The organism is Bacteroides sp. BFG-637 (genome assembly GCF_024793605.1).
In the GTDB taxonomy this organism is placed as follows: Bacteria; Bacteroidota; Bacteroidia; order Bacteroidales; family Bacteroidaceae; genus Bacteroides; species Bacteroides vicugnae.
This window is the reverse complement of sequence record NZ_JANUPD010000002.1, coordinates 5631831-5654054: the sequence shown is the minus strand read 5'-3', so window position 1 is coordinate 5654054 and position 22224 is coordinate 5631831. Positions and strand designations below refer to the sequence as shown.

General features: G+C 41.4%; 20 protein-coding genes, 2 tRNA genes and 2 pseudogenes. 20 read left to right on the top strand and 4 right to left on the bottom strand.

Annotated elements, in window-relative coordinates:
* Nucleotides 1-4 precede the first annotated feature (4 nt).
* The 5 genes from NXX38_RS22305 to NXX38_RS22285 all read left to right on the top strand — a co-directional run bounded on the left by NXX38_RS22305 (nucleotide 5) and on the right by NXX38_RS22285 (nucleotide 5280).
* Entirely contained in the window at nucleotides 5-1570 is a 1566-nt protein-coding gene (locus tag NXX38_RS22305; protein ID WP_258981175.1) for an STM4011 family radical SAM protein, read from the top strand.
* Between the two features lie 237 nt (nucleotides 1571-1807).
* Nucleotides 1808-3172: an MATE family efflux transporter gene (locus NXX38_RS22300; protein ID WP_258981174.1), complete on the top strand. Its 1365-nt coding sequence runs from the start codon at nucleotides 1808-1810 to the stop codon at nucleotides 3170-3172.
* Nucleotides 3173-3212: 40 nt separating this feature from the next.
* On the top strand, nucleotides 3213-3761 hold the full coding sequence (locus NXX38_RS22295; protein WP_148364944.1) for a Crp/Fnr family transcriptional regulator: 549 nt from the start codon (nucleotides 3213-3215) through the stop codon (nucleotides 3759-3761).
* 124 nt (nucleotides 3762-3885) lie between these two features.
* Entirely contained in the window at nucleotides 3886-4764 is an 879-nt protein-coding gene (locus NXX38_RS22290; protein ID WP_148364945.1) for an AraC family transcriptional regulator, read from the top strand.
* 93 nt (nucleotides 4765-4857) lie between these two features.
* Complete coding sequence (locus NXX38_RS22285) at nucleotides 4858-5280, top strand: pyridoxamine 5'-phosphate oxidase family protein (RefSeq protein WP_234133871.1); 423 nt, start codon at nucleotides 4858-4860, stop codon at nucleotides 5278-5280.
* Nucleotides 5281-6073: 793 nt separating this feature from the next.
* Here NXX38_RS22285 and NXX38_RS22280 read toward each other — a convergent pair.
* Nucleotides 6074-6973 (bottom strand): AraC family transcriptional regulator, encoded by a 900-nt coding sequence (locus NXX38_RS22280; protein ID WP_234133870.1) that lies wholly within the window; start codon nucleotides 6971-6973, stop codon nucleotides 6074-6076.
* A gap of 236 nt (nucleotides 6974-7209) precedes the next feature.
* Between NXX38_RS22280 and NXX38_RS22275 the strand changes: the two genes are divergently transcribed.
* Together NXX38_RS22275 and NXX38_RS22270 are read left to right on the top strand one after the other, a co-directional pair.
* On the top strand, nucleotides 7210-7776 hold the full coding sequence (locus NXX38_RS22275) for a flavodoxin (protein ID WP_195359450.1): 567 nt from the start codon (nucleotides 7210-7212) through the stop codon (nucleotides 7774-7776).
* Nucleotides 7777-8190: 414 nt separating this feature from the next.
* The gene (locus tag NXX38_RS22270) at nucleotides 8191-9450 is read left to right on the top strand and encodes a phosphatase PAP2 family protein (protein WP_234133869.1); all 1260 of its coding nucleotides are present in this window, start codon (nucleotides 8191-8193) and stop codon (nucleotides 9448-9450) included.
* A gap of 38 nt (nucleotides 9451-9488) precedes the next feature.
* Here the strand turns inward: NXX38_RS22270 and NXX38_RS22265 are convergent, their stop codons facing one another.
* Nucleotides 9489-10385 carry an AraC family transcriptional regulator gene (locus tag NXX38_RS22265; RefSeq protein WP_148364949.1) on the bottom strand — a complete coding sequence of 299 codons (897 nt, stop codon included), beginning with the start codon at nucleotides 10383-10385 and terminating at the stop codon, nucleotides 9489-9491.
* Between the two features lie 253 nt (nucleotides 10386-10638).
* On the opposite strand from NXX38_RS22265, the pseudogene NXX38_RS22260 reads away from it, so the two are divergent.
* The 5 genes and pseudogenes from NXX38_RS22260 to NXX38_RS22240 form a co-directional block, all read left to right on the top strand.
* Nucleotides 10639-10998: pseudogene (locus tag NXX38_RS22260) on the top strand (putative quinol monooxygenase); the annotation flags it as partial.
* Between the two features lie 11 nt (nucleotides 10999-11009).
* The gene (locus NXX38_RS22255; protein WP_195650359.1) at nucleotides 11010-11834 is read left to right on the top strand and encodes a carboxymuconolactone decarboxylase family protein; all 825 of its coding nucleotides are present in this window, start codon (nucleotides 11010-11012) and stop codon (nucleotides 11832-11834) included.
* Between the two features lie 42 nt (nucleotides 11835-11876).
* Nucleotides 11877-12443, top strand: coding sequence for a sugar O-acetyltransferase (locus NXX38_RS22250; protein ID WP_148364952.1), 567 nt, complete (start codon nucleotides 11877-11879; stop codon nucleotides 12441-12443).
* 75 nt (nucleotides 12444-12518) lie between these two features.
* On the top strand, nucleotides 12519-13082 hold the full coding sequence (locus tag NXX38_RS22245) for a flavodoxin (RefSeq protein ID WP_234133868.1): 564 nt from the start codon (nucleotides 12519-12521) through the stop codon (nucleotides 13080-13082).
* A 12-nt stretch (nucleotides 13083-13094) separates the two neighbouring features.
* Nucleotides 13095-14258: an aldo/keto reductase gene (locus NXX38_RS22240; RefSeq protein WP_234133867.1), complete on the top strand. Its 1164-nt coding sequence runs from the start codon at nucleotides 13095-13097 to the stop codon at nucleotides 14256-14258.
* 90 nt (nucleotides 14259-14348) lie between these two features.
* On the opposite strand, the gene NXX38_RS22235 is transcribed toward NXX38_RS22240, so the two are convergent.
* Both NXX38_RS22235 and NXX38_RS22230 read right to left on the bottom strand, forming a co-directional pair.
* A tRNA-Asp gene (locus tag NXX38_RS22235) sits at nucleotides 14349-14422 on the bottom strand.
* A gap of 54 nt (nucleotides 14423-14476) precedes the next feature.
* Nucleotides 14477-14550, bottom strand: a tRNA-Asp gene (locus NXX38_RS22230).
* A 442-nt stretch (nucleotides 14551-14992) separates the two neighbouring features.
* Here NXX38_RS22230 and purU point away from each other — a divergent pair.
* The 8 genes and pseudogenes from purU to lysA all read left to right on the top strand — a co-directional run bounded on the left by purU (nucleotide 14993) and on the right by lysA (nucleotide 22185).
* Entirely contained in the window at nucleotides 14993-15850 is an 858-nt protein-coding gene (purU, locus tag NXX38_RS22225; protein WP_004297049.1) for a formyltetrahydrofolate deformylase, read from the top strand.
* Nucleotides 15850-16440, top strand: coding sequence for an imidazole glycerol phosphate synthase subunit HisH (hisH, locus tag NXX38_RS22220; RefSeq protein ID WP_234133866.1), 591 nt, complete (start codon nucleotides 15850-15852; stop codon nucleotides 16438-16440). The genes purU and hisH overlap by 1 nt, the downstream gene beginning before the upstream one ends.
* Nucleotides 16441-16535: 95 nt before the next feature.
* The gene (gene hisA / locus NXX38_RS22215) at nucleotides 16536-17255 is read left to right on the top strand and encodes a 1-(5-phosphoribosyl)-5-[(5-phosphoribosylamino)methylideneamino]imidazole-4-carboxamide isomerase (protein ID WP_148364959.1); all 720 of its coding nucleotides are present in this window, start codon (nucleotides 16536-16538) and stop codon (nucleotides 17253-17255) included.
* Nucleotides 17256-17358: 103 nt separating this feature from the next.
* Nucleotides 17359-18111, top strand: coding sequence for an imidazole glycerol phosphate synthase subunit HisF (gene hisF, locus NXX38_RS22210; RefSeq protein ID WP_009000029.1), 753 nt, complete (start codon nucleotides 17359-17361; stop codon nucleotides 18109-18111).
* A 122-nt stretch (nucleotides 18112-18233) separates the two neighbouring features.
* A pseudogene (gene hisIE, locus NXX38_RS22205) lies at nucleotides 18234-18844 on the top strand (bifunctional phosphoribosyl-AMP cyclohydrolase/phosphoribosyl-ATP diphosphatase HisIE).
* Between the two features lie 40 nt (nucleotides 18845-18884).
* Nucleotides 18885-19613 carry a cell division ATP-binding protein FtsE gene (locus NXX38_RS22200; RefSeq protein ID WP_004304028.1) on the top strand — a complete coding sequence of 243 codons (729 nt, stop codon included), beginning with the start codon at nucleotides 18885-18887 and terminating at the stop codon, nucleotides 19611-19613.
* A gap of 13 nt (nucleotides 19614-19626) precedes the next feature.
* Nucleotides 19627-20946, top strand: a complete 1320-nt coding sequence (locus NXX38_RS22195) for an aspartate kinase (protein WP_099146807.1) — start codon at nucleotides 19627-19629, stop codon at nucleotides 20944-20946.
* Nucleotides 20947-21024: 78 nt separating this feature from the next.
* Nucleotides 21025-22185 carry a diaminopimelate decarboxylase gene (gene lysA, locus NXX38_RS22190; protein WP_217721044.1) on the top strand — a complete coding sequence of 387 codons (1161 nt, stop codon included), beginning with the start codon at nucleotides 21025-21027 and terminating at the stop codon, nucleotides 22183-22185.
* The last annotated feature ends 39 nt before the right edge of the window (nucleotides 22186-22224 follow it).

Below are 22224 nucleotides of genomic sequence, written 5' to 3'. Positions count from 1 at the left end.
GGAAATGGAAAACGAAGGCTCTTTACTTTCCTTCAGGCGTATATATTATCGCGGCAAATTGAATAGCTGCAACTATACCTGTTCTTATTGCCCTTTCGGCAAGAAGTCGCATCTGGCAGATACGACCCGGGATGAACAAGTATGGAATCGTTTTATAGCAGCTATTGAACAATGGAAAGGGGAGCCGTTGCAGTTATTTATTATTCCTTACGGTGAAGCATTGATCCATCGTTATTATCGGAAAGGAATGATGCATTTGGCAGCATTGCCACAGGTGGCTGGAATTTCCTGTCAGACTAACCTTTCTTTTCCGGCTAAACACTGGCTTGATGAGATTCGTGTGACTCCCACTATGATAAGTAAGATAAGGCTCTGGGCCAGTTTTCATCCGGAGATGACTTCGGTAGAGAAATTTGCGCATCAGATTCATATACTCCATCATGCGGGAATACAGGTATGTGCCGGAGCGGTAGGAAATCCCTCTGCAAAGGCCGTACTCAATGATTTACGGAATACTCTTTTGCCGGATATTTATTTATTCATTAATGCAATGCAGGGGTTAAGGGCACCATTAAGTCAGGAAGATATTCAGTTTTTCAGTCAACTGGATAATCTTTTTGAGTATGACTTGAAGAATGCTCCGGCACAATGGGAAGTTTGTGCAGGAGGAAGAAACAATTGTTTTATCGATTGGAAAGGGGATATGTATGCTTGTCCCCGAAGCCGGGTGAAGATTGGTAATTTTTATCAAGGTGATGGAGCTGTTCTGCCGCTATCTTGCGAGAGGAAAGTTTGTGATTGCTATCTTGCGTTCAGTAACCTGAACAATCACCCTTTACATCGAATCATGGGAGAAGGGGCGTTCTGGCGAATACCTGACAAGCCACTTATTACGACTGTTTTCTTCGATGTGGATGGAACACTGACTGATTCACAGGGAAAAGTTCCTGAAAGTTATGCTAACGCTTTGCGATATATGGCACAGTCCGTTTCCTTATATCTTGCGACTTCTCTGTCAATGGAGCAGGCGAAGAAAAAGCTGGGAAAGGCTCTTTTCGATTTATTCAGCGGAGGAGTGTTTGCAGATGGAGGTTTATTATCTTATTCCGGCCAGATCAGGTGTTTGCCGGTGAAAGTATATCCGGAGGTATATGGAGAACCGGCAAAAGTCACTATTCATAGTTATGAAGGAGTGGTTTACAAGTATAGCATATTGGTACGTGATAAAGAGCAAAGAGAATCTATTCTTACCCGGTTGAAAGAGAATCCCTGCCAGGTCTTTCATAAAGCTCCGCTGATAACAGTCATTCATCCTGAAGCAAGTAAAAAAGAGGGGGTGCTTCAGTTATGTAAGGCTTTGACTTTATCTTTTGAACAGACTTTAGTTGTAGGAAATTCGTTAAAGGACTGGCCGATGATGTCTGTGGTTTCTCATTCTTGTGCCGTAATGAATGCGGAACCCTTATTAAAAGAACGCGCACGTTATACGCTGAATCCGGATCGGTTGGCAGCTTTCTTTCGTTTTTCTAACGGAGATCCTATAGATCAAACCTCATCTGATAATAGTTGATATATAGCTAGTTACATCTCCATAAGAAAATAAAAACCGGTTAAAACTTGGTAATTATGAAAACAAAGCCCATATTTGCAGCCCTGAAATAGGGACAGGCATAAAAATCCTCATCGGAGGGTGCTATAATAATAATTATAGTGCTGGATAAGATGAATGGTGCAAATCATTCGCTTGTCCGGCACTTTTTTTATGTTGTAACAAAATAAGATAAAGAGGAAAAGTATCGAAGAAACTATGAAAGAGTTAGATTTGACACAAGGAAGCGTACCGAAGGTATTGTTGCTGTTTGCAGTACCTTTTTTAATTGCTAATGTGCTCCAAGCACTTTATGGCGGGGCTGACCTCTTCGTTGTCGGACAATATGATGATTCGGCAAGTGTGGCAGCCGTAGCTATTGGTAGTCAGGTGATGCAGACAATAACAGGTATTATTCTGGGTATTACTACCGGAACAACCGTACTGATTGCTATTGCTACCGGAGCCAAAGACAATCGGAAAGTAGCTTTTACAATCGGGTCTTCCGTATGGTTGTTTTCAATAACCGGCGTAGTGCTAACTTTGGTCATGGTACTTTTCCATGGTCAGATAGCAGAACTGATGCATACTCCCGTCGAAGCTATGACAGATACGAAAAACTATATTTTGGTATGCTCTCTGGGTATTCTGTTTATAGTGGGATATAATGTTGTATGTGGTATTTTGCGTGGATTGGGTGATTCTAAAACACCGCTTTATTTTGTCGGGCTGGCATGTGTGATAAATATAGTGCTCGATTTTATATTGGTCGGTTATTTCCATTGGGGAGCTACAGGAGCGGCTATTGCTACTATATCTGCACAAGGTGTCAGCTTTGGAATAGCACTCTGGTTCTTGTACCGGCACGGATTTTCTTTTGACTTTTCACGGAAAGATATTCGATTGAACCGGAATCTGTCTAAAAAGATCATGGTGTTAGGAGCGCCTATTGCTTTGCAGGATGCTTTAATCAATGTTTCTTTTCTGATTATCACGGTCATTGTCAATCAGATGGGAGTCATTGCATCTGCTTCCCTGGGTGTTGTTGAGAAAATCATCGTGTTTGCTATGCTGCCTCCAATGGCTATATCATCGGCTGTGGCAACCATGACTGCACAGAACTATGGAGCGGGGCTTATCAAGAGAATGAATAAATGTCTGGCTTCGGGGATTGGGATTGCTCTTGTTTTCGGTGTGTCGGTTTGCGTGTATTCGCAATTCCTGCCGGAGACTCTTACTGCTTTCTTTACGAAAGATGCTGCTGTGGTGGCAATGGCGGCAGATTATTTGCGGGGATATAGCATCGACTGTATCGTGGTTAGTTTCGTGTTCTGCATTAATTCTTATTTCAGCGGACAAGGAAACTCGTTATTCCCGATGATTCACAGTCTGATAGCCACTTTCCTGTTCCGTATACCGTTGTCATACTGGTTCAGCCAGATAGATAGCTCGTCGCTGTTTATCATGGGATTTGCTCCACCCATTTCAACGGTCGTTTCATTATTGATTTGTATCTGGTATTTACGATATACCCAAAGGAAATTATATTTGAGAGGCACAATGATGCCTGCTATGTCGAATTAGGTGTTTTTAAGTGACATATATTAACTAAAATCTATTTTGTATGGAAGCTTATTTGAAGAAACTCTGTTTTGAGTATCAGGTGGATGAAAGAGAAGTGAAAGAGCTGTTGGCTCGAATGGAAATGGTGTATCTGGATAAAGGAGAAACGATTGCTTCTGCCACAATGCCAGAGCAGAGCTTGTACATTATTGTTTCCGGTATTCTGCATACATATACCACTCATGAAGGAGAGGAGAGAACCAGCCGGTTTTTCTCTGCGGGTGATGCTGTGTTATGCTATAATTCAAGTCTGTATTCTATCAAGACACTGACGAAATGTGCTGCTTATTACATCAGCGAAGAAGAGATTGAAGAGTTGTGTGCATCTTCAATTTCATTTGCGAATCTGGTCCGTCAACTGATGGAGTATCAGTTTTATTTTAAAGAGGAAGAGAATATGAGTGTCCGCAAACTGACAGTAAGGGAAAGGTATCTCTCTTTATTGGCGGAAATCCCGGATATTCTGTACAGGGTGCCATTGAAGCACATTAATCATTACTTGGGGGCAGATGTAACCAGTTTGGGGTATCTGGCCGGAGGTTCTAAATAGGAAATATAACCTAGACATATTTTTTCTATGTATTCCTTATCAGATGGCTCATGGCTTATTCAATCGAATCGATTTTGGAAAGTCTTTGGATTATTTGGTAAGGAATACTATTTTTGTATTCTGAATGAAAAACTCAATACCTCGATATACTTTTTATAAGCATAAGTATGGGAGTGAACTTTTGGTCGATGTAGTAGAACTGAAGTATGTGAAGAAGTTCCTGGCTAAAAGTACTGTCCACACTCTAAATTATTATGATATTACTTTCATAACAGAAGGTAAGGGAGCTTTTTCAGTCGATAACCAAACCTATGAAGCAATTCCATGTGACGTTCTTTTCTCTAAACCGGGGGAAATCCGGAACTGGGATACTCATCATATCATCAATGGGTATGCTCTGATTTTCGAAGAAGAGTTTTTGTCTTCCCTCTTTAAAGATTCTTTGTTTGTACGGCATCTTTCGTTTTTTCAGATAGAAAGTTTTTCATCGCGACTACATTTGTCTGATGAACTTTATACACGCATACTTGAAACCTTGCATGATATAAAGATGGAGATTGATTCGTATCAACAGGACGATGTACACGTTTTGAGAGCATTGCTTTATGAAGTCCTGATGTTGTTGGATCGTGCTTATCTTAAAAAGACTTCGATGGAAGAGGGCAGAAACAGGGAAGTTTCCAATAATCATGTAAGCAAATTCATGAATTTGGTTGCTACACATGCAAAAGAGCAACATTCGGTTCAATATTATGCAGATAAGCTCTGTATTACTCCTAATTATCTGAATGAGATGATAACCTCGACCATGGGGTTCAGTGCAAAACAATATATCCGGAACAAGGTGATGGAAGAGGCTAAAAGGCTGCTTGTTTATACGGACTTTCCTATAGCTGATATTGCATTTGAACTCTGTTTTTCAACAGTTTCTTATTTTATCCGTAGTTTCCGGCAGCATACGGGAGAAACTCCATTATTGTATCGTAAAGCACACAAACCGTAAAAAGTGCTATTTCTACCTTTCTTTTTATTGCATTACTTTTCTGGTATTTCTCTACTTTCGCATCAGATAATAAACCAATAATAAAAAAGTAAAATGATGAGAGACGCGGAAAAAACAGTAGGCAACATGATTGATAAGCTGAAAACAGCTTTTATCGGTTCGGTAGACGGTGAAGGATTTCCTACCATCAAAGCAATGCTGCAACCTAGAAAAAGAGAGGGCATAAAAACGATTTATCTGACAACAAACACTTCGTCCATGCGTGTGGCGCAATACCGGGAGAATAACCATGCATGTATCTACTTCTGTGATACGAGATTTTTTAGAGGTGTTATGCTACGCGGCGCGATGGAGGTCTTGACGGACAATGCCAGTAAAGAGATGATCTGGCAGGAGGGAGATACCATGTACTATCCGGAGGGAGTGACGGATCCCGATTACTGTGTATTGAAGTTTACTGCTGTTTCAGGACGTTTCTATAGTAATTTTAAATCGGAAGATTTTGTGGTCGAATAATGTCCTATACTATTCCTCATAACATAATAAGTTCTGCCACTGGTTGATGATATTTTGCTTCCTTTATTTGATAAAGGAATCCGAGTAAACACTCTTATATTTTTATCTTAGCGGCAGTAGAGCTTATGTCTAACCCCACTTTATATGCATTCATATACCAAACATCTTAAATTAAACCCAATGTTTGACATCTGTGTCAGACGCAAATGTATGTAAAATATGGTAGATGCCGTGAGTCGTATTCAACGTTTTGGATTTAATTAGCGAATTGGAAAAATAGAAAGATGGGATGTGGAGGAGGAAAACGATTGTGTAAATAAAGAAGTAAATGAATTATTGTGTATTTATATTACCTGTAGAGCTGTTCCGAAATTTTTTCGTAGTGAATGCTAAAATTATTGCTTACTCTATTTTTGACAAAAGCAAACATGGTTTTTAATAAACCCGGATTCTGTTTATAATAAACTTCTTGATAGTTTTAGTAAAACGGTATTCGAGTTTATTATAAACTATTTGATAGCAGTTTTAGAATTAGACGAGAGATTTTAAGCTGAATTATAAACAAAATGGGGCAATAATCATTCGACTATTGCCCCATATCATATAGGAGTCGGTATTGTAAAATACCGGGTTGTTTATGATTTATGTATGATTATTTCTATCTAATTTCATGCTTTTTATACTTTTTCTTTTCTCAAAGATACAACATAAAAAGTCATTTGTCAAGAGTCTGATGCGAAAAGTATCTTATCGGTTTTAAAAACAGAAGAATTTTGCTTCTAACAACTGATTTTTATCCGGCTTGTGCACGGTACTCATTGGGAGTAGTTCCTATGACTTTCTTAAATATCCTGCTTAAATGATGGGGATATTTAAAACCGAGTTCGTATGCTATTTCACTGATTGTTTTGTTACTATCAATCAATAGTTCTTTTACTTTTTCCATTATGGCCAGTTGGATATATTCCTGTGCGGACTTTCCGGTTTCCTTTTTTACCAGATCTCCAAAATAATTGGGAGAAAGGTGCATTTGTTCTGCACAGTATTGTACGGAGGGCAAACCGATCTCGGAGGGTTTGTCCGAATTGAAATATTGCTGAAGTATCTGTTCGAATTCGGTTAGTAAATCATGGTTGACTACTTCACGAGTGACGAACTGGCGTTCGTAAAAACGCACGCAATGATTGAGCAGGGTCTCTATATTGGAAGTCACAATTTGTTTGGTATGCTTGTCGATTGCATTTTCCAATTCTTCCCGTATTTCATGAAAACAGTTCAAGATGATCCGGCGTTCCCGGTCAGACATGTGAAGAGCTTCATTAGATTCATAAGAGAAAAAAGTATAGTCTTTCATTCTGCGGGCAAGGGGAGTACCATATAACAAATCGGGGTGAAACATAAGCACAAGACCTTTGGGATTTATAGTCTCACCGCCATCATTCACACCGGCTATTTGTCCCGGAGAAATGAAAACTAACGTACCATCTTCGTAATCGTATTTGTTACGGCCATATTGAAGCACACCGCAATCAAGTTCTTTATAGAATACACAATAAAAGCCGAAATTCTTTCGACAGTGCTTGAGGGATTGGAGCGTAGAGAAATCGGTTACACTAACCAGAGGATGTAGGGTTTCTGCACCTAGAAGTCTGTTATATTCCTGGATAGTTTCCAGTTTAATTATATTCTCCATATTCATATTCTTTTGTTTCACAACAAAAATAAAGGTTTTCAATGAGAATGCCATACGGGATATGTCATAAAAGGTAATTTGTGTTTGATATTCTGTAATTTGTGTTAGTGTGCTGATTTGCAATATCGTGTGCTTAGTAAAAATGGTTATAATATCAGTAATTTGTCTATTGTGTTACTTTCTATATTCCGGTAACTTTGCATCATCGAAAGGTAATAACTAAAATGAAATTGAAGATGAGAAAATTAGTATTGATTATGATGATGTGTTTAGCGGCATTGAGTTCTTACTCATGTGCCCAAAGTGATGAACCGGTCACCCAGGTGAGTGGAAAGAAAATCCTTGTTGCTTACTTCAGCTGGGGAGGTACTACAAAACGTTTGGCGGAGGAGATTGCTTCACTTACAGGTGGCGATTTGTTTTCTATTGAAACCGTTACACCTTATCCAACGGATTATACTCCTTGTACGGAGGTGGCGAAAGAGGAATTGGAGAAAGGTATTCGTCCTCCATTAAAAGATGTTGTTAAGAATATGGATGATTATGATATTGTTTTTGTAGGCTGTCCGGTGTGGTGGCATACAGCTCCAATGGCGATATGGTCATTTCTGGAAAGTAAAGAATACAATTTGAAGGGAAAAATCATTGTACCATTCTGTACTTATGCAGCCACTTACCGAGATGAAACTTTGGCTAAAATAGTAGAACTTACTCCGGATTCAGAACATTTGAAAGGTTTTGGCTCTACAGGTAGTACAAGTGGAGCAAAAGGTTGGTTGAAAGAAATTGGAATAATAAAATAACAATAGATACAAATAGGATAAGTATTATGAAGTATAGAGAATTAGGAAATAGTCGGCTTCGGGTGTCTGCTATCTTTAATCATAAGAAAGCATCTCGTCGTCAATTTCAGATATTGCTTTCTTTTCTGCATCCGAGAGGGGGGCAATAAAATGATTCCAAATTTTATTTTGTAGGGGGCTTCGAGTTTGAGATATTCTGTAAGTTTGGCTTTTATCGGACGTGTCATGTCTGACATGTAGGCTTCACTGTTTTCAAATGGAATGTATGTTCTGCTATTACTTCTGTTGGTATTGCCAAGTATAATATTGTTAATTTATAAAAAGAGAGAACGAGCCGTTGATAAATAATTAATTTTGTAGCAACAAAGAGTGATATGGTAATGTGCATGGAACAGGGCATAAATGGACAGAGTAATGAAAATGATTGTAATATGTATTGTTGGCATTTGTAGCTTTTCTTTCTTATCTGCTCAAAATTTGGCAGATAATGTTATGGCGGAAAGAAGAGATAGTTTGCGTATCTCTACAACAACCAATTTTAGTAGAAGGCTTGATAAATTCTCATCTTCCCGTTTCTATCAGATGATGTATATCGGCATTCCGTTAATGGTTGGTGGCTTGATTGTAAAAAATGAGGACGATCATTTTCGAGGTTTACGTAACGACTATCTGCCCCGTTTCAATCGTCATTTGGATGATTATATGCAATATGCCCCTGCTGCAGTGATGCTTGGTATGAAAGCAGCCGGAGTGCAAAGTCGCAGCTCATGGGGTAGAATGCTCGTTTCCGACACTTTTTCCGCACTGCTGATGGGTGGTGTGGTAAATACTTTAAAGCAAACGACAAACGTCGAACGTCCGGATGGCTCAAACAAACATTCTTTTCCATCCGGACATACGGCTACGGCATTTATGACTGCTACCATGTTTACCAAGGAATACGGACATAAAAGTCCATGGGTAGGTGTCGGGGCATATAGTGTGGCTACTGCAACCGGTCTTATGCGGATGGCAAACAACAAGCATTGGTTAAGTGATGTGCTGACGGGGGCAGGAATCGGAATATTGTCGACGGAAGTGGGGTATTATTTTGCAGATCTGATATTCAGGGAAAAAGGAATCAATAGGTTTGCAGGTGAAGATAGGTTCGACAGAATGGATAGGCCTTCATTTGTCAGTTTGTATCTTGGATTGAATATCCCGTTGAGCAGTTATGATATCGACGAACAAATGGAGTTTCGTACTTCATCAGGCAGTTCGGCCGGTGTGGAGGGGGCCTGTTTCTTTAATCCGTATGTAGGCGTGGGAGGGCGATTCACTGTTTCCAATACTTTGATTATTGTCAATGAAGAACAGGCAGAAAATAACACATTTGATGCGATATCGCTTTGCGGAGGAAGCTATTTTTCATATCCGTTGTCTTCACGATGGCTGATAGGCAGTAAACTTCTGGGTGGATACGTGCATTATCCACAATTGGAATTAACTGACCGGTCGGTTTCTGCAAGAAATGGTTTCTGCATGGGAAGTGGGGTTTCCTTGACGTTCAAAGCAAAGGAATATTATGGAATCCGTTTTTTTCTCGACTATGATTTGCTTCCGTCGCATAGTAGGAACAGTGGTGAGTATATGAATATGCTTACTTTAGGGTCATCATTTATGATTACGTTTTAAATCGTAGCATATTTTATTCTTGCCTTTTTATATAAAGACTAATTCTGTGAGCGGAATTCATTGGGGGTACAACCCGTAATCCGTTTGAACATCCGGCTTAGATGTTGCGGATATTGGAATCCTAGTCCGTAAGCAATTTCACTTGTAGTCTTATCTGTTGCCAGCAAAGCTTCTTTGGCGCGTTCGATCAGTTTATTCTGGATATATTCCGAGGCGGTCTGTCCCGTCTGTTTGCTAATCATATCTCCGAAATAGTTTGCTGATAGAAATACTTTGTCGGCAAAGTATTTAACAGTAGGTAATCCCTCTCGTAGCGGAGTCTCGTTGTCGAAATACTCATCCAGCAACCGTTCGAAACGGACAATGATGTCTTTGTTCACTTCTTCGCGTGTTGTGAACTGCCGTTCGTAGAAACGCATGCAATAATCGAGCAGTAGTCCGATATTGGCACAAATTAATCGGCGGCTGTGCTTGTCTATGTTGTGTTTCAGTTCTATTTCAATCTTATGCAGACAATCCATCACGGTCTCCCGTTCTTCCTCTGAAAGGTGTAATGCTTCACGGGTTTCGTAGGAAAAGAAAGAATAGTTCTTGATCTCCTGACCGAGTGCCGTGCCACGAATCAGGTCGGGGTGAAACAGGATGCCGTGAGCATTTGGCTGGACATTTTTAACCATCTTGGTTTCCGTTACCTGACCCGGAGCAAAACTGACAATCGTGCCGTCCTGATAGTCATAGTTCTGACGGCCATACATGATATTTCCGCAATAAGTATCTTTCAGAAAAAGAGCATATACACCGTAGTTGATCTTGAAATGTTCCGGCCACTGCGTTGCTTTCGACAGATCGACAACACTTACCAATGGGTGTCGTGTTTCGAGTCCGAAAAGTTTGTTGTATTTATCTACCTCATCAAGTTTAATAACCTCTTCCATAATCCTTTCTTTTATATTCTTTATCGCAAATATAATTCATTTTATTTGAATTATAGATGGCTTTATTACAGAATCGAGGATTTGGGTACAAATATCAGTAAATCATATACAAGCCCGCTCGTTTTATCGCAGTAAATTTGCAATCAGAAGTTTAACAATGAAAAGATAGAAGGTGATGAGAAAAATAATTCTAAGTGTTTTGTCTTTATTCGTTATGTTATCATGCTGTATGACAGGGAAAAAGGATACAAAACAACAGCCCGGAATGTGTGCCAAATTACCTATGGCGGCTGACGGTATTGTACGGCTATCGAAAATCGAGGTTTATCCGGAGTATCTTGAAGAATATATGAAATATGCGACCGAAGTGGGTGAAGTCTCCTTGCGTACTGAACCGGGAGTGCTGACTATGTATGCCGTCAGCGAAAAAGAGAATCCCGGCAGGATAACTATTCTTGAAACTTACGTGAGTCAGGAGGCTTATAAATCTCATATTGCATCGGAGCATTTTCAAAAGTACAAGCAAGGAACGCTGCACATGGTTAAGACTCTCGTACTCTCTGACCAAATGCCGCTTAACCCCGCAAATTGCATTAATAACTTCATTCAATAAACGAAATGATTATGAACAAACTCCTTTTATTTTCAGTATTTAGTATTTTAACACTCAATGTTATGGCACAAGAAAAGATAGTACAGACGGCAGGACGTGACCAGTTAGGAACGTTTGCCCCCAAGTTTGCGGAACTCAATGACGATGTTCTCTTTGGAGAAGTTTGGAGCCGCACTGACAAACTCGGTCTGCGTGACCGCAGTTTAGTAACCATTACCTCCCTTATCAGTATGGGAATCACGGACAATTCGCTCGTTTATCATCTTCAGTCGGCGAAGAAGAACGGCATCACCCGCACGGAGATCGCAGAGATTATCACTCATATAGGTTTCTATGCAGGTTGGCCGAAGGCGTGGGCAGCGTTCAATTTGGCAAAAGGAGTATGGTCTGAAGATATTGTTGGTGAGGATGCCAAAACAGCTTTCCAGCGTGAGATGATTTTCCCTATTGGCGAACCCAATACAGCCTATGCACAGTATTTTATTGGTAACAGTTATCTTGCTCCGGTTTCGCGCGAGCAGGTGAATATCTCTAACGTTACTTTTGAACCACGTTGCCGCAATAACTGGCATATTCACCGTGCAACGAAAGGTGGCGGACAGATGCTTATCGGTGTAGCCGGTCGAGGATGGTATCAGGAAGAAGGTAAACCGGCGGTAGAGATTCTGCCTGGTACGGTTATCCATATTCCTGCTAATGTGAAACACTGGCACGGGGCTGCTGCCGACAGTTGGTTTGCTCATCTGGCTTTTGAAATTTCCGGTGAAAACACCTCCAATGAGTGGCTTGAACCGGTTACAGATGACGAGTATAACAAACTCGAACAGACGAAATGATGATTTCTGCTAATCCTGTTTTATCTTTTGAAAGGAAATACTATGACTACCGAGGAATTTAAGGAATATGTAAAGACGCGCAAGGCGCTTAATACAGAAGAAATACATCGTTTGATGGATGATATGAGTAATGAGGCAAGACGTATCACCTTCCAACTGAATACGGCATATCACACACCGGACGAAGTGCGCCGATTACTCTCCGGGTTATTCGGTTATCAGGTGCCATCTTCGCTCCGGGTCTTTCCACCGTTTTATACGGATTTTGGTAAGAATATTACCGTTGGTGAGGGGGTGTTTATGAATGCCTGCTGTCATTTTCAGGATCATGGTGGTGTGACTATTGGTGACGGTTGTCAAATCGGGCATAATGTGGTTTTTGCTACACTTAATCACGGGTTGGCTCCGCAAGACCGTAAAACGACTTATCCTGCACCTATCGTACTCGGTAAGAATGTATGGATAGGTTCTAACGCGACGATTCTTCAGGGAGTGACTATCGGTGATAATGCTGTTGTTGGTGCCGGAGCTGTAGTGACAAAAGATGTGGAAGCGAATACGGTTGTGGGTGGTGTTCCTGCACATTTTATCAAAGTAATAGAAGAATGAGAAGCCTGTGGTGTTACTCCATCGTGATAATGTCTAAACTAATTAGTGATAAGAAATATTTAAAATCAAAATAAAATGAAACAGATTATATTCATATTTATGAGTCTCCTTTGCTTTAGCTGCTCATCAAAAGCGCAGAATCAGACAGCGGATACTAATGTACAGTCCGATAAGAAAATCCTGGTTGCCTATTTTTCTTGTACTGGAACTACAGAAAAAGTTGCCGATGCCATTGCAAAAACGATTGGCGGCAAACTTTACCGGATAACTCCCGTTACGGCCTATACCTCAGCAGATCTCGACTGGAACAATAAGAGTAGCCGTAGCTCAATTGAAATGACGACTGAAAATTCACGTCCGGAATTGGGTGGAGAAGCGCTTGATCTGAAAGATTACGACGTGGTATTCCTTGGTTATCCGATATGGTGGAATTTATGTCCGCGTCCGGTCAATACATTCCTTGAGAAATATGATTTCTCCGGTAAAACCGTTATTCCATTCGCTACTTCCGGAGGAAGCTCGATAACTAATAGTGTAAAACAACTCAAGAAACTTTATCCAAAAATTACATGGGGAGAAGGGCAGTTGTTGAACGGAAGCGTTAAGCAAGCCGGAGAGTGGGCGAAAGGAGTAATGTAAAAACGTAAATTTATGGAAGAGAACAATAAAATGAATATTAGCCGTCGCGGATTTCTCAAGGCGACGGCACTGGCGGGAGCAGCATTAGCTGTGCCAACTGGATTGGATAAGGTTTTTGCATCTGAAACGAAGCAACCCGAAACATCTCGTACTGACAATGAGTCTGCACGTATTAGAGAGCATCGGGTATTGGGTACAGGCAAGGCGGCTTTCGAAGTATCGGCACTCGGTTTCGGTGTGATGGGGATGACTTACAACCGCAGTCAACATCCGGACAAGAAACAGTGCATCCGCTTGTTGCATGAAGCGGTAAATCGTGGCATTACGCTTTTCGACACCGCTATAATCTATGGACCGCTAACGAATGAAGAACTGGCCGGGGAAGCATTATCCGAATTTAAAGGCCGGATTAACGTAACAACTAAATTCGGACATGAGGTAATTAACGGAAAAGCCACGGGGCGTCAGAACAGCCGCCCGGAAACCATCCGTCGTTATTGTGAAGAGTCACTCCGTCGTCTCCGACTCGATTCACTTCCCATGTTTTACCAGCACCGCGCTGATCCGGATACTCCGGTGGAAGAGGTAGCATCGACTATTGCCGACCTGATGAAAGAAGGGAAGGTGCAGCGTTGGGGAATGTGTGAAGTGAGTGCCGAGAGTATTCGCAAGGCTCATGCTGTATGTCCGCTCACAGCGATTCAAAGTGAATATCATTTGATGCATCGTTTGGTGGAAGAAAACGGAGTGCTCGACACCTGTCGGGAATTGGGTATCGGGTTTGTTCCATATAGTCCGTTAAATCGCGGTTTTCTAGGTGGTTGTATCAATGAATACACGGTTTTTGATCCGAACAATGATAACCGCCAGACCTTGCCACGTTTTCAGCCGGAAGCGATGCGGATGAATACCCGTATCGTGAATGTTCTACAAGCTTTCGGCCGCACGCGAGGCATGACCTCGGCGCAAGTAGCACTCGGCTGGCTGTTGCAGAAAGCACCTTGGATCGTACCCATTCCCGGAACGACGAAACTGTCACATCTCGAGGAAAACCTATACACATTGTCTTTGGCTCTTTCGCCCGAGGAGTGGAAAGAATTGGAGGATGCCGTTGCAGCTATTCCTGTTATAGGAGACCGATATAATGCAGAACAGCAACGGCAGGTAGGTCGTTGAGAATCTCTTTTCTTTGTTATATAGAACTTGGAACAGGATAAGCATTTATTATCAACAAAAAAGGAGAATGATTTTACTCATTCTCCTTTGCGGTGCGTACGGGACTCGAACCCGTGACCCCATGCGTGACAGGCATGTATTCTAACCAACTGAACTAACGCACCAAATTTTAATTGGATTAACTCATTTCTATTCTCTTTGCTTCTTAATGAAAGAAGCGGTGCGTACGGGACTCGAACCCGTGACCCCATGCGTGACAGGCATGTATTCTAACCAACTGAACTAACGCACCAGAATTTCAATTTATTAATCTGCATCTCTCTCGATTGCGGGTGCAAAGGTAGTTGTTTTTTGTAAACCTGCAAGCGTTTTGAGAAAAGTTTTTTTCAAGAAAAAACGAGAAAAATGCTTAGTGTCTCATTTTGAGTACTTTTGTAATGAAAAAAAATATTCGTTTTTCTTCAGATCGGATAGTGACGGTATCCGGTTATTATAGTGACGCTATCACGATGGAATACCGTCACTATCCGAAGGTAATGGCGTCATTATCCTAAAGTTTGTCATTCTTTTCATTGAAAATAACTCCCGATATCTTTCTATCTGTAAGAAATCACCGTTTTTATATCAACTTTCTGCTTGAATAATTCGTAATTTTGCAATAAATCGTTATTTTTGCGGACTAAAATTAGAAAGGTGGAAAATAATCCGCCTAGAATCGTTAATTAGTAAAAAGAATGATGACAACAGCCAAACTGTTATTGCACTGTCCCGACAAACCGGGAATCCTTGCGGAAGTGACAGACTTTATTACGGTAAACAAAGGAAATATTATCTATCTGGATCAGTATGTAGATCATGTAGAGAACATCTTCTTCATGCGTATTGAATGGGAACTGAAAGATTTTCTGGTTCCGCAGGAAAAAATTGAAGATTATTTCAGAACACTCTACGGGCAAAAATATGAAATGGATTTTCGTCTTTATTTCTCTGATGTTAAACCGCGTATGGCTATTTTTGTATCCAAACTGTCACATTGTCTTTTCGATATGCTAGCCCGGTATACGGCAGGAGAGTGGAATGTAGAGATACCTCTTATTATAAGTAACCATCCGGATTTGCAGCACGTAGCAGAGCGCTTTGGAATTCCTTTCTATCTGTTCCCTATCACTAAGGAGACGAAAGAAGAACAGGAACGCAAGGAGATGGAGCTGCTTGCCAAACATAAGATTACATTTATCGTATTGGCACGCTATATGCAGGTGATCTCCGAACAGATGATTAATGCTTATCCGAATAAGATTATCAATATTCATCACTCTTTCCTTCCTGCGTTTGTAGGGGCGAAGCCTTATCACGCAGCTTTCCAGAGAGGGGTGAAAATTATTGGTGCAACTAGTCATTATGTAACGACAGAACTGGATGCCGGACCGATTATTGAACAGGATGTAGTGCGCATTACTCATAAAGATGCTATTGAAGACCTTGTAAATAAAGGAAAGGATTTGGAAAAAATCGTTCTTTCGCGTGCAGTGCAGAAGCACATCGAGCGCAAAGTTTTGGCTTATAAAAATAAAACAGTAATATTTAGCTGATGAAAGTAGCAGTTGTAAAATACAATGCCGGCAATATTCGTTCTGTGGATTATGCTTTAAAGCGGTTGGGGGTAGAAGCGGTGATTACTGCTGATAAAGAAGAACTCCAATCGGCTGATAAAATTATTTTTCCCGGAGTGGGAGAGGCGGAAACTACCATGAACCACTTGAAAGTAACGGGACTGGACGAACTGATTAAGAATCTCCGTCAGCCTGTATTTGGAATTTGTCTTGGCATGCAGTTGATGTGCCGGCATTCCGAAGAAGGAGAAGTCGATTGTTTGAATATCTTTGATGTGGACGTGAAACGTTTTGTCCCGCAGAAACATGAAGATAAGGTGCCGCACATGGGATGGAACACCATTGAGAAAACGAATAGCAAATTGTTTGAAGGGTTCACCGAAGAAGAGTTTGTCTATTTTGTGCATAGCTTCTATGTGCCGACCTGCGAATTTACTGCTGCTACAACTGACTATATTCACCCGTTCAGTGCTGCACTGCATAAAGATAACTTTTATGCTACCCAGTTCCATCCGGAGAAAAGTGGCAAGACAGGAGAGAAGATTCTGACAAACTTTTTAAACCTCTAAGATGCATATCTTAGTTTCTAAAATAGATTAGAGATACCCGAAAGCGTATGCAGCTAAATAATTAAATAGTAAATTGTCAAATAGTAAATAAACAGATGATAGAAATTATTCCAGCCATTGATATTATTGACGGAAAGTGCGTACGCCTTTCCCAGGGAGATTACGATAGTAAAAAGGTGTATAATGAGAATCCGGTGGAAGTTGCTAAGGAGTTTGAAGCGAATGGTGTTCGCAGGCTTCATGTGGTAGACTTGGACGGTGCTGCTTCTCATCACGTTGTTAACTATCGGGTGTTGGAACAAATTGCTGCACGCACTTCTCTCGTTATTGATTTTGGTGGAGGAGTAAAGAGTGATGAAGATTTGAAAATAGCTTTTGAGAGCGGTGCGCAGATGGTAACCGGAGGAAGCATTGCGGTGAAAGATCCGGAATTATTCTGTCATTGGCTGGAAATATACGGCAGTGAGAAGATTATTTTGGGGGCAGATGTGAAAGATCATAAGATAGCCGTCAATGGTTGGAAAGATGAAAGTGCCTGTGAACTTTTTCCATTTCTCGAAAATTATATAGATAAAGGTATACGAAAAGTAATCTGTACGGATATTAGCTGTGACGGAATGTTGAGTGGCCCTTCTATTGATTTGTATAAAGAGATGCTGGCAAAATTCCCTGACCTTTATCTGATGGCTAGTGGCGGGGTGAGCAAGGTGGATGATATTGTTGCCTTGGATGAGGCCGGTGTTCCCGGAGTTATTTTCGGTAAGGCATTATATGAAGGACATGTCACTTTACAGGATTTGAGAATCTTTCTATAATGAGCGTATCGGAATAAATAAGATGCCTTTATTATAAGGGAGATAAGAATCAAGCTTCAGGAATATAGATTATAAATTGTTGAACAATAAATAAAATAGGATTGTGTTAGCAAAAAGAATAGTACCTTGTCTGGATATAAAAGACGGACAAACCGTGAAAGGAACGAATTTTGTCAACTTGCGCCAAGCCGGTGATCCGGTGGAGTTAGGCCGTGCTTACAGTGAACAGGGAGCAGATGAACTTGTTTTTCTGGACATTACTGCAAGCCATGAAGGACGTAAGACTTTTACGGAATTGGTAAAACGGATTGCTGCTAATATCAATATCCCATTTACCGTAGGTGGTGGAATCAATGAATTAAGTGATGTAGACCGTCTGCTGAATGCAGGAGCGGATAAGATTTCTATCAATTCTTCCGCTATCCGCAATCCCCGGTTGGTTGACGAAATTGCAAAGAATTTCGGCTCACAGGTTTGTGTGTTGGCTGTGGATGCTAAACAGACCGAAAATGGTTGGAAATGTTACCTGAACGGAGGGCGCATCGAAACGGATAAAGACCTGTTCGAGTGGACTAAAGAGGCACAGGAACGCGGAGCAGGAGAAATACTCTTCACAAGCATGAATCACGATGGTGTAAAAGCCGGTTATGCAAATGAAGCACTTGCTGCTTTAGCGGATCAGCTCTCCATTCCCATCATAGCTTCGGGAGGTGCGGGCTGTAAGGAGCACTTCCGTGATGTCTTTTTACAGGGAAAGGCAGATGCTGCATTGGCTGCCAGTGTTTTTCACTTCGGAGAAATTAAAATTCCCGAATTAAAATCGTATCTTTGCGGCGAAGGAATTACCATCAGGTAATTGCTGTGCTGCAAAAATTAGCCTATAGGCTGCGGCGAAGGAATTACCATCAGGTAAAAAAAACATTCGTAGGCGATAGATAGTAATTGTAAATTGAAATAGTAATTAGAACTTATATAAAAATGGAATTGGATTTCGATAAAATGAACGGACTCGTTCCGGCTATCATACAGGACAACGAGACACGTAAGGTCTTGATGCTGGGTTTCATGAATAAAGAAGCTTATGATAAAACGGTAGAAACCGGAAAAGTAACATTCTTTAGCCGTACGAAGAATCGTTTATGGACAAAAGGTGAAGAAAGCGGTAACTTCCTTCATGTTGTATCTATAAAGGCCGATTGCGACAATGATACATTACTGATTCAAGTAGAACCGGTAGGCCCTGTGTGTCATACAGGCACAGATACTTGTTGGGGGAGAAAAACGAAGAACCGGTCATGTTCCTGAAAGAATTGCAGAACTTCATAGACAAGCGTCACGAAGAAATGCCCGAAGGTTCTTATACGACCAGTCTGTTTGAGTCGGGAATCAATAAGATAGCTCAAAAAGTAGGTGAGGAAGCTGTGGAAACAGTGATCGAAGCAACGAACGGTACTGACGAACGTTTGATCTACGAAGGAGCCGACCTCATTTATCACATGATTGTATTGCTTGCTTCAAAAGGCTATCGCATTGAAGATCTTGCACGTGAACTGCAGGAAAGACATAGCAGTACATGGAAGAAGCATTAATAAGTAAAGATTAGAAATTAAAATTAAAACGGGAGTCGGCATGGATGACGGGGCGTTGATACAATATAAGAACGTAGAAATCCATCAACAGGAACTCTGTGTGCTAAGTGATGTAAATCTGGAATTGCACAAAGGAGAGTTTGTCTATTTGATCGGAAAAGTAGGCTCGGGAAAAACGAGTCTGCTCAAGACTCTTTATGGCGAACTGGACGTAATTGACGGTGAAGCGGAAGTGCTGGGCTATAATATGCGATCTATCAAACGTAAGCATATCCCGCAGCTGCGCCGCAAATTAGGCATTGTATTCCAGGATTTTCAGTTGCTTACAGACCGTACTGTATATAATAACCTGGAATTTGTGCTTCGTGCCACAGGCTGGAAAAACAAACAGGAGATACAGGATCGCATTGAAGAAGTGCTTCAACTGGTAGGAATGTCCAACAAAGGTTATAAACTTCCGAACGAACTTTCCGGTGGCGAACAGCAGCGCATTGTGATTGCACGTGCCGTACTCAATTCTCCGGCTATCATCCTGGCGGATGAACCTACCGGAAATCTGGATGTAGAGACAGGTAAAGCTATCGTTGAATTGTTGCACAATATCTGCGAATCCGGCTCATCGGTAGTGATGACGACGCACAATTTGCAACTGCTGAAAGATTATCCGGGCAGGGTATATCGTTGTGCCGACCATCAGATTGTAGATGTGACCGATGAATATATGCCCAGACAGAGAACAATAGAAATAGATTTAAATATAGATAACTAAAACAGTAACGAAAATGAAAGTTTTAAAGTTTGGAGGAACTTCCGTAGGTTCTGCTCAGCGCATGAAGGAAGTAGCCAAATTGATTACCGATGGTGAACAGAAGATTGTTGTTCTTTCTGCTATGTCAGGAACAACAAACACATTGGTGGAAATTTCGGACTATCTGTATAAGAAGAATCCGGAGGGTGCCAACGAGATTATTAATAAGCTGGAAGCAAAATATAAACAGCATATTGATGAGCTTTTTGCAACCCAGGAATATAAACAGAAAGGTCTTGAAGTTGTCAAATCCCACTTCGACTACATCCGCTCCTATACTAAAGACCTTTTCACTTTGTTCGAAGAGAAAGTGGTTTTGGCACAGGGAGAGCTTATTTCTACGGCGATGGTAAACTTCTACCTGCAGGAATGTGGTGTGAAGTCCGTGTTGCTTCCGGCTTTGGAATTCATGCGTACTGATAAGAATGCAGAACCGGACCCCGTATATATTAAGGATAAGTTACGTGCTCAACTCGATCTTTATCCGGATACGGAGATCTACATTACGCAAGGTTTCATCTGCCGCAATGCTTACGGTGAGATAGACAACCTGCAACGTGGTGGTAGCGACTACACCGCTTCTCTGATCGGTGCAGCAGTGAACGCTTCCGAAATCCAGATCTGGACAGATATCGACGGTATGCACAATAACGACCCGCGTATTGTTGACAAGACCGCTCCGGTGCGTCAGCTTCATTTTGAGGAAGCAGCCGAGTTGGCTTACTTCGGTGCAAAAATTCTGCACCCTACTTGTATCCAGCCGGCTAAATATGCCAATATCCCTGTCCGTCTGTTGAACACAATGGATCCGGAAGCTCCGGGTACACTAATCTCCAACGATACGGAAAAAGGTAAGATCAAGGCAGTAGCTGCAAAAGATAACATTACTGCTATCAAGATCAAATCCAGCCGCATGTTATTGGCTCACGGTTTCTTGCGTAAGGTGTTCGAAATCTTCGAAAGTTATCAGACATCCATCGATATGATCTGTACGTCAGAGGTCGGTGTATCTGTTACGATAGATAACACGAAACATCTTAATGAGATTCTGGATGACCTGAAGAAATACGGAACAGTAACCGTTGATAAAGGAATGTGTATCATCTGTGTTGTAGGTGACCTTGAATGGGAAAATGTCGGTTTTGAAGCAAAAGCACTCGATGCGATGCGCGATATACCGGTGCGAATGATTTCGTTTGGGGGAAGTAACTATAATATCTCCTTCCTCATTCGGGAGTGCGATAAGAAAGTAGCTTTACAATCGTTGAGCGATATGCTTTTCAACGGCAAGTAATTCCATAAATAACACGAGCGCTTTTACCGAACTGATAAAAGCGCTCTTTTTTAACCAACTAAACAAGTTTTTCGAATTATGAAGGGAATATTTCCAATCGATAAATTCCGCACTTTGCAGACACCTTTCTATTATTACGATACCAAAGTGCTGCGTGATACATTGTCGGCTATTAACCATGAGGTTGCCAAATATCCTAATTATTCAGTGCATTACGCTGTCAAAGCAAATGCCAATCCGAAAGTACTTACTATCATCCGTGAGAGCGGAATGGGGGCCGACTGTGTGAGCGGTGGAGAAATCCGCGCCGCTATCCGTGCAGGATTCCCGGCCAATAAAGTCGTTTTTGCAGGAGTAGGTAAAGCGGACTGGGAAATCAACCTCGGGCTGGAGTACGGCATCTTCTGTTTCAATGTTGAGTCTATTCCCGAACTGGAAGTAATCAATGAATTGGCTGCTGCTCAAAATAAGGTGGCTAATGTTGCTTTCCGTATCAATCCGGATGTAGGCGCACATACTCACGCAAATATCACTACCGGTTTGGCAGAAAACAAATTCGGTATCAGTATGCAGGATATGGACAAGGTGATAGATGTGGCACAGGAGATGAAAAACGTAAAGTTTATCGGCCTTCACTTCCACATTGGTTCGCAGATTCTGGATATGGGCGATTTTGTAGCTCTCTGTAATCGTGTTAATGAATTACAGGATAAATTGGAAGCTCGCAGAATTCTGGTAGAACATATTAACGTAGGAGGTGGTTTGGGTATTGACTATGGACATCCCAACCGTCAGGCTATCCCGAACTTCAAAGACTATTTTGCTACCTATGCCGGGCAACTGAAATTGCGTCCTTATCAGACGTTACATTTTGAATTGGGGCGTGCTGTTGTAGGACAGTGCGGTTCCTTAATTTCTAAAGTTCTGTATGTAAAACAAGGTGCTCGGAAGAAATTTGCCATCTTGGATGCTGGCATGACCGATCTTATCCGTCCGGCTCTGTATCAGGCATTCCATAAAATGGAAAATATTACTTCCGAAGAACCATTGGAAGCATACGACGTGGTAGGACCGATCTGTGAATCGTCGGATGTTTTCGGAAAAGCGATTGACCTGAACAAAGTGAAGCGTGGTGACTTGATAGCCCTTCGCTCTGCCGGTGCTTATGGTGAAATAATGGCTTCCGGATATAACTGCCGTGAACTGCCGAAAGGATATACCTCTGACGAACTGGTGTAAGTAAAAAGTGAACCGCTACAATCAAAGTGTGAATGTAGT

Excerpts from the sequence above, each read along its gene's own strand:
- NXX38_RS22305 (WP_258981175.1), top strand. The coding sequence starts at position 5 with ATGGAAAACGAAGGCTCTTTACTTTCCTTCAGGCGTATATATTATCGC.
- NXX38_RS22300 (WP_258981174.1), top strand. The coding sequence starts at position 1,808 with ATGAAAGAGTTAGATTTGACACAAGGAAGCGTACCGAAGGTATTGTTG.
- NXX38_RS22295 (WP_148364944.1), top strand. The coding sequence starts at position 3,213 with ATGGAAGCTTATTTGAAGAAACTCTGTTTTGAGTATCAGGTGGATGAA.
- NXX38_RS22290 (WP_148364945.1), top strand. The coding sequence starts at position 3,886 with ATGAAAAACTCAATACCTCGATATACTTTTTATAAGCATAAGTATGGG.
- NXX38_RS22285 (WP_234133871.1), top strand. The coding sequence starts at position 4,858 with ATGATGAGAGACGCGGAAAAAACAGTAGGCAACATGATTGATAAGCTG.
- NXX38_RS22280 (WP_234133870.1), bottom strand. The coding sequence starts at position 6,973 with ATGGAGAATATAATTAAACTGGAAACTATCCAGGAATATAACAGACTT.
- NXX38_RS22275 (WP_195359450.1), top strand. The coding sequence starts at position 7,210 with ATGAGAAAATTAGTATTGATTATGATGATGTGTTTAGCGGCATTGAGT.
- NXX38_RS22270 (WP_234133869.1), top strand. The coding sequence starts at position 8,191 with ATGAAAATGATTGTAATATGTATTGTTGGCATTTGTAGCTTTTCTTTC.
- NXX38_RS22265 (WP_148364949.1), bottom strand. The coding sequence starts at position 10,385 with ATGGAAGAGGTTATTAAACTTGATGAGGTAGATAAATACAACAAACTT.
- NXX38_RS22255 (WP_195650359.1), top strand. The coding sequence starts at position 11,010 with ATGAACAAACTCCTTTTATTTTCAGTATTTAGTATTTTAACACTCAAT.
- NXX38_RS22250 (WP_148364952.1), top strand. The coding sequence starts at position 11,877 with ATGACTACCGAGGAATTTAAGGAATATGTAAAGACGCGCAAGGCGCTT.
- NXX38_RS22245 (WP_234133868.1), top strand. The coding sequence starts at position 12,519 with ATGAAACAGATTATATTCATATTTATGAGTCTCCTTTGCTTTAGCTGC.
- NXX38_RS22240 (WP_234133867.1), top strand. The coding sequence starts at position 13,095 with ATGGAAGAGAACAATAAAATGAATATTAGCCGTCGCGGATTTCTCAAG.
- purU (WP_004297049.1), top strand. The coding sequence starts at position 14,993 with ATGATGACAACAGCCAAACTGTTATTGCACTGTCCCGACAAACCGGGA.
- hisH (WP_234133866.1), top strand. The coding sequence starts at position 15,850 with ATGAAAGTAGCAGTTGTAAAATACAATGCCGGCAATATTCGTTCTGTG.
- hisA (WP_148364959.1), top strand. The coding sequence starts at position 16,536 with ATGATAGAAATTATTCCAGCCATTGATATTATTGACGGAAAGTGCGTA.
- NXX38_RS22200 (WP_004304028.1), top strand. The coding sequence starts at position 18,885 with ATGGATGACGGGGCGTTGATACAATATAAGAACGTAGAAATCCATCAA.
- NXX38_RS22195 (WP_099146807.1), top strand. The coding sequence starts at position 19,627 with ATGAAAGTTTTAAAGTTTGGAGGAACTTCCGTAGGTTCTGCTCAGCGC.
- lysA (WP_217721044.1), top strand. The coding sequence starts at position 21,025 with ATGAAGGGAATATTTCCAATCGATAAATTCCGCACTTTGCAGACACCT.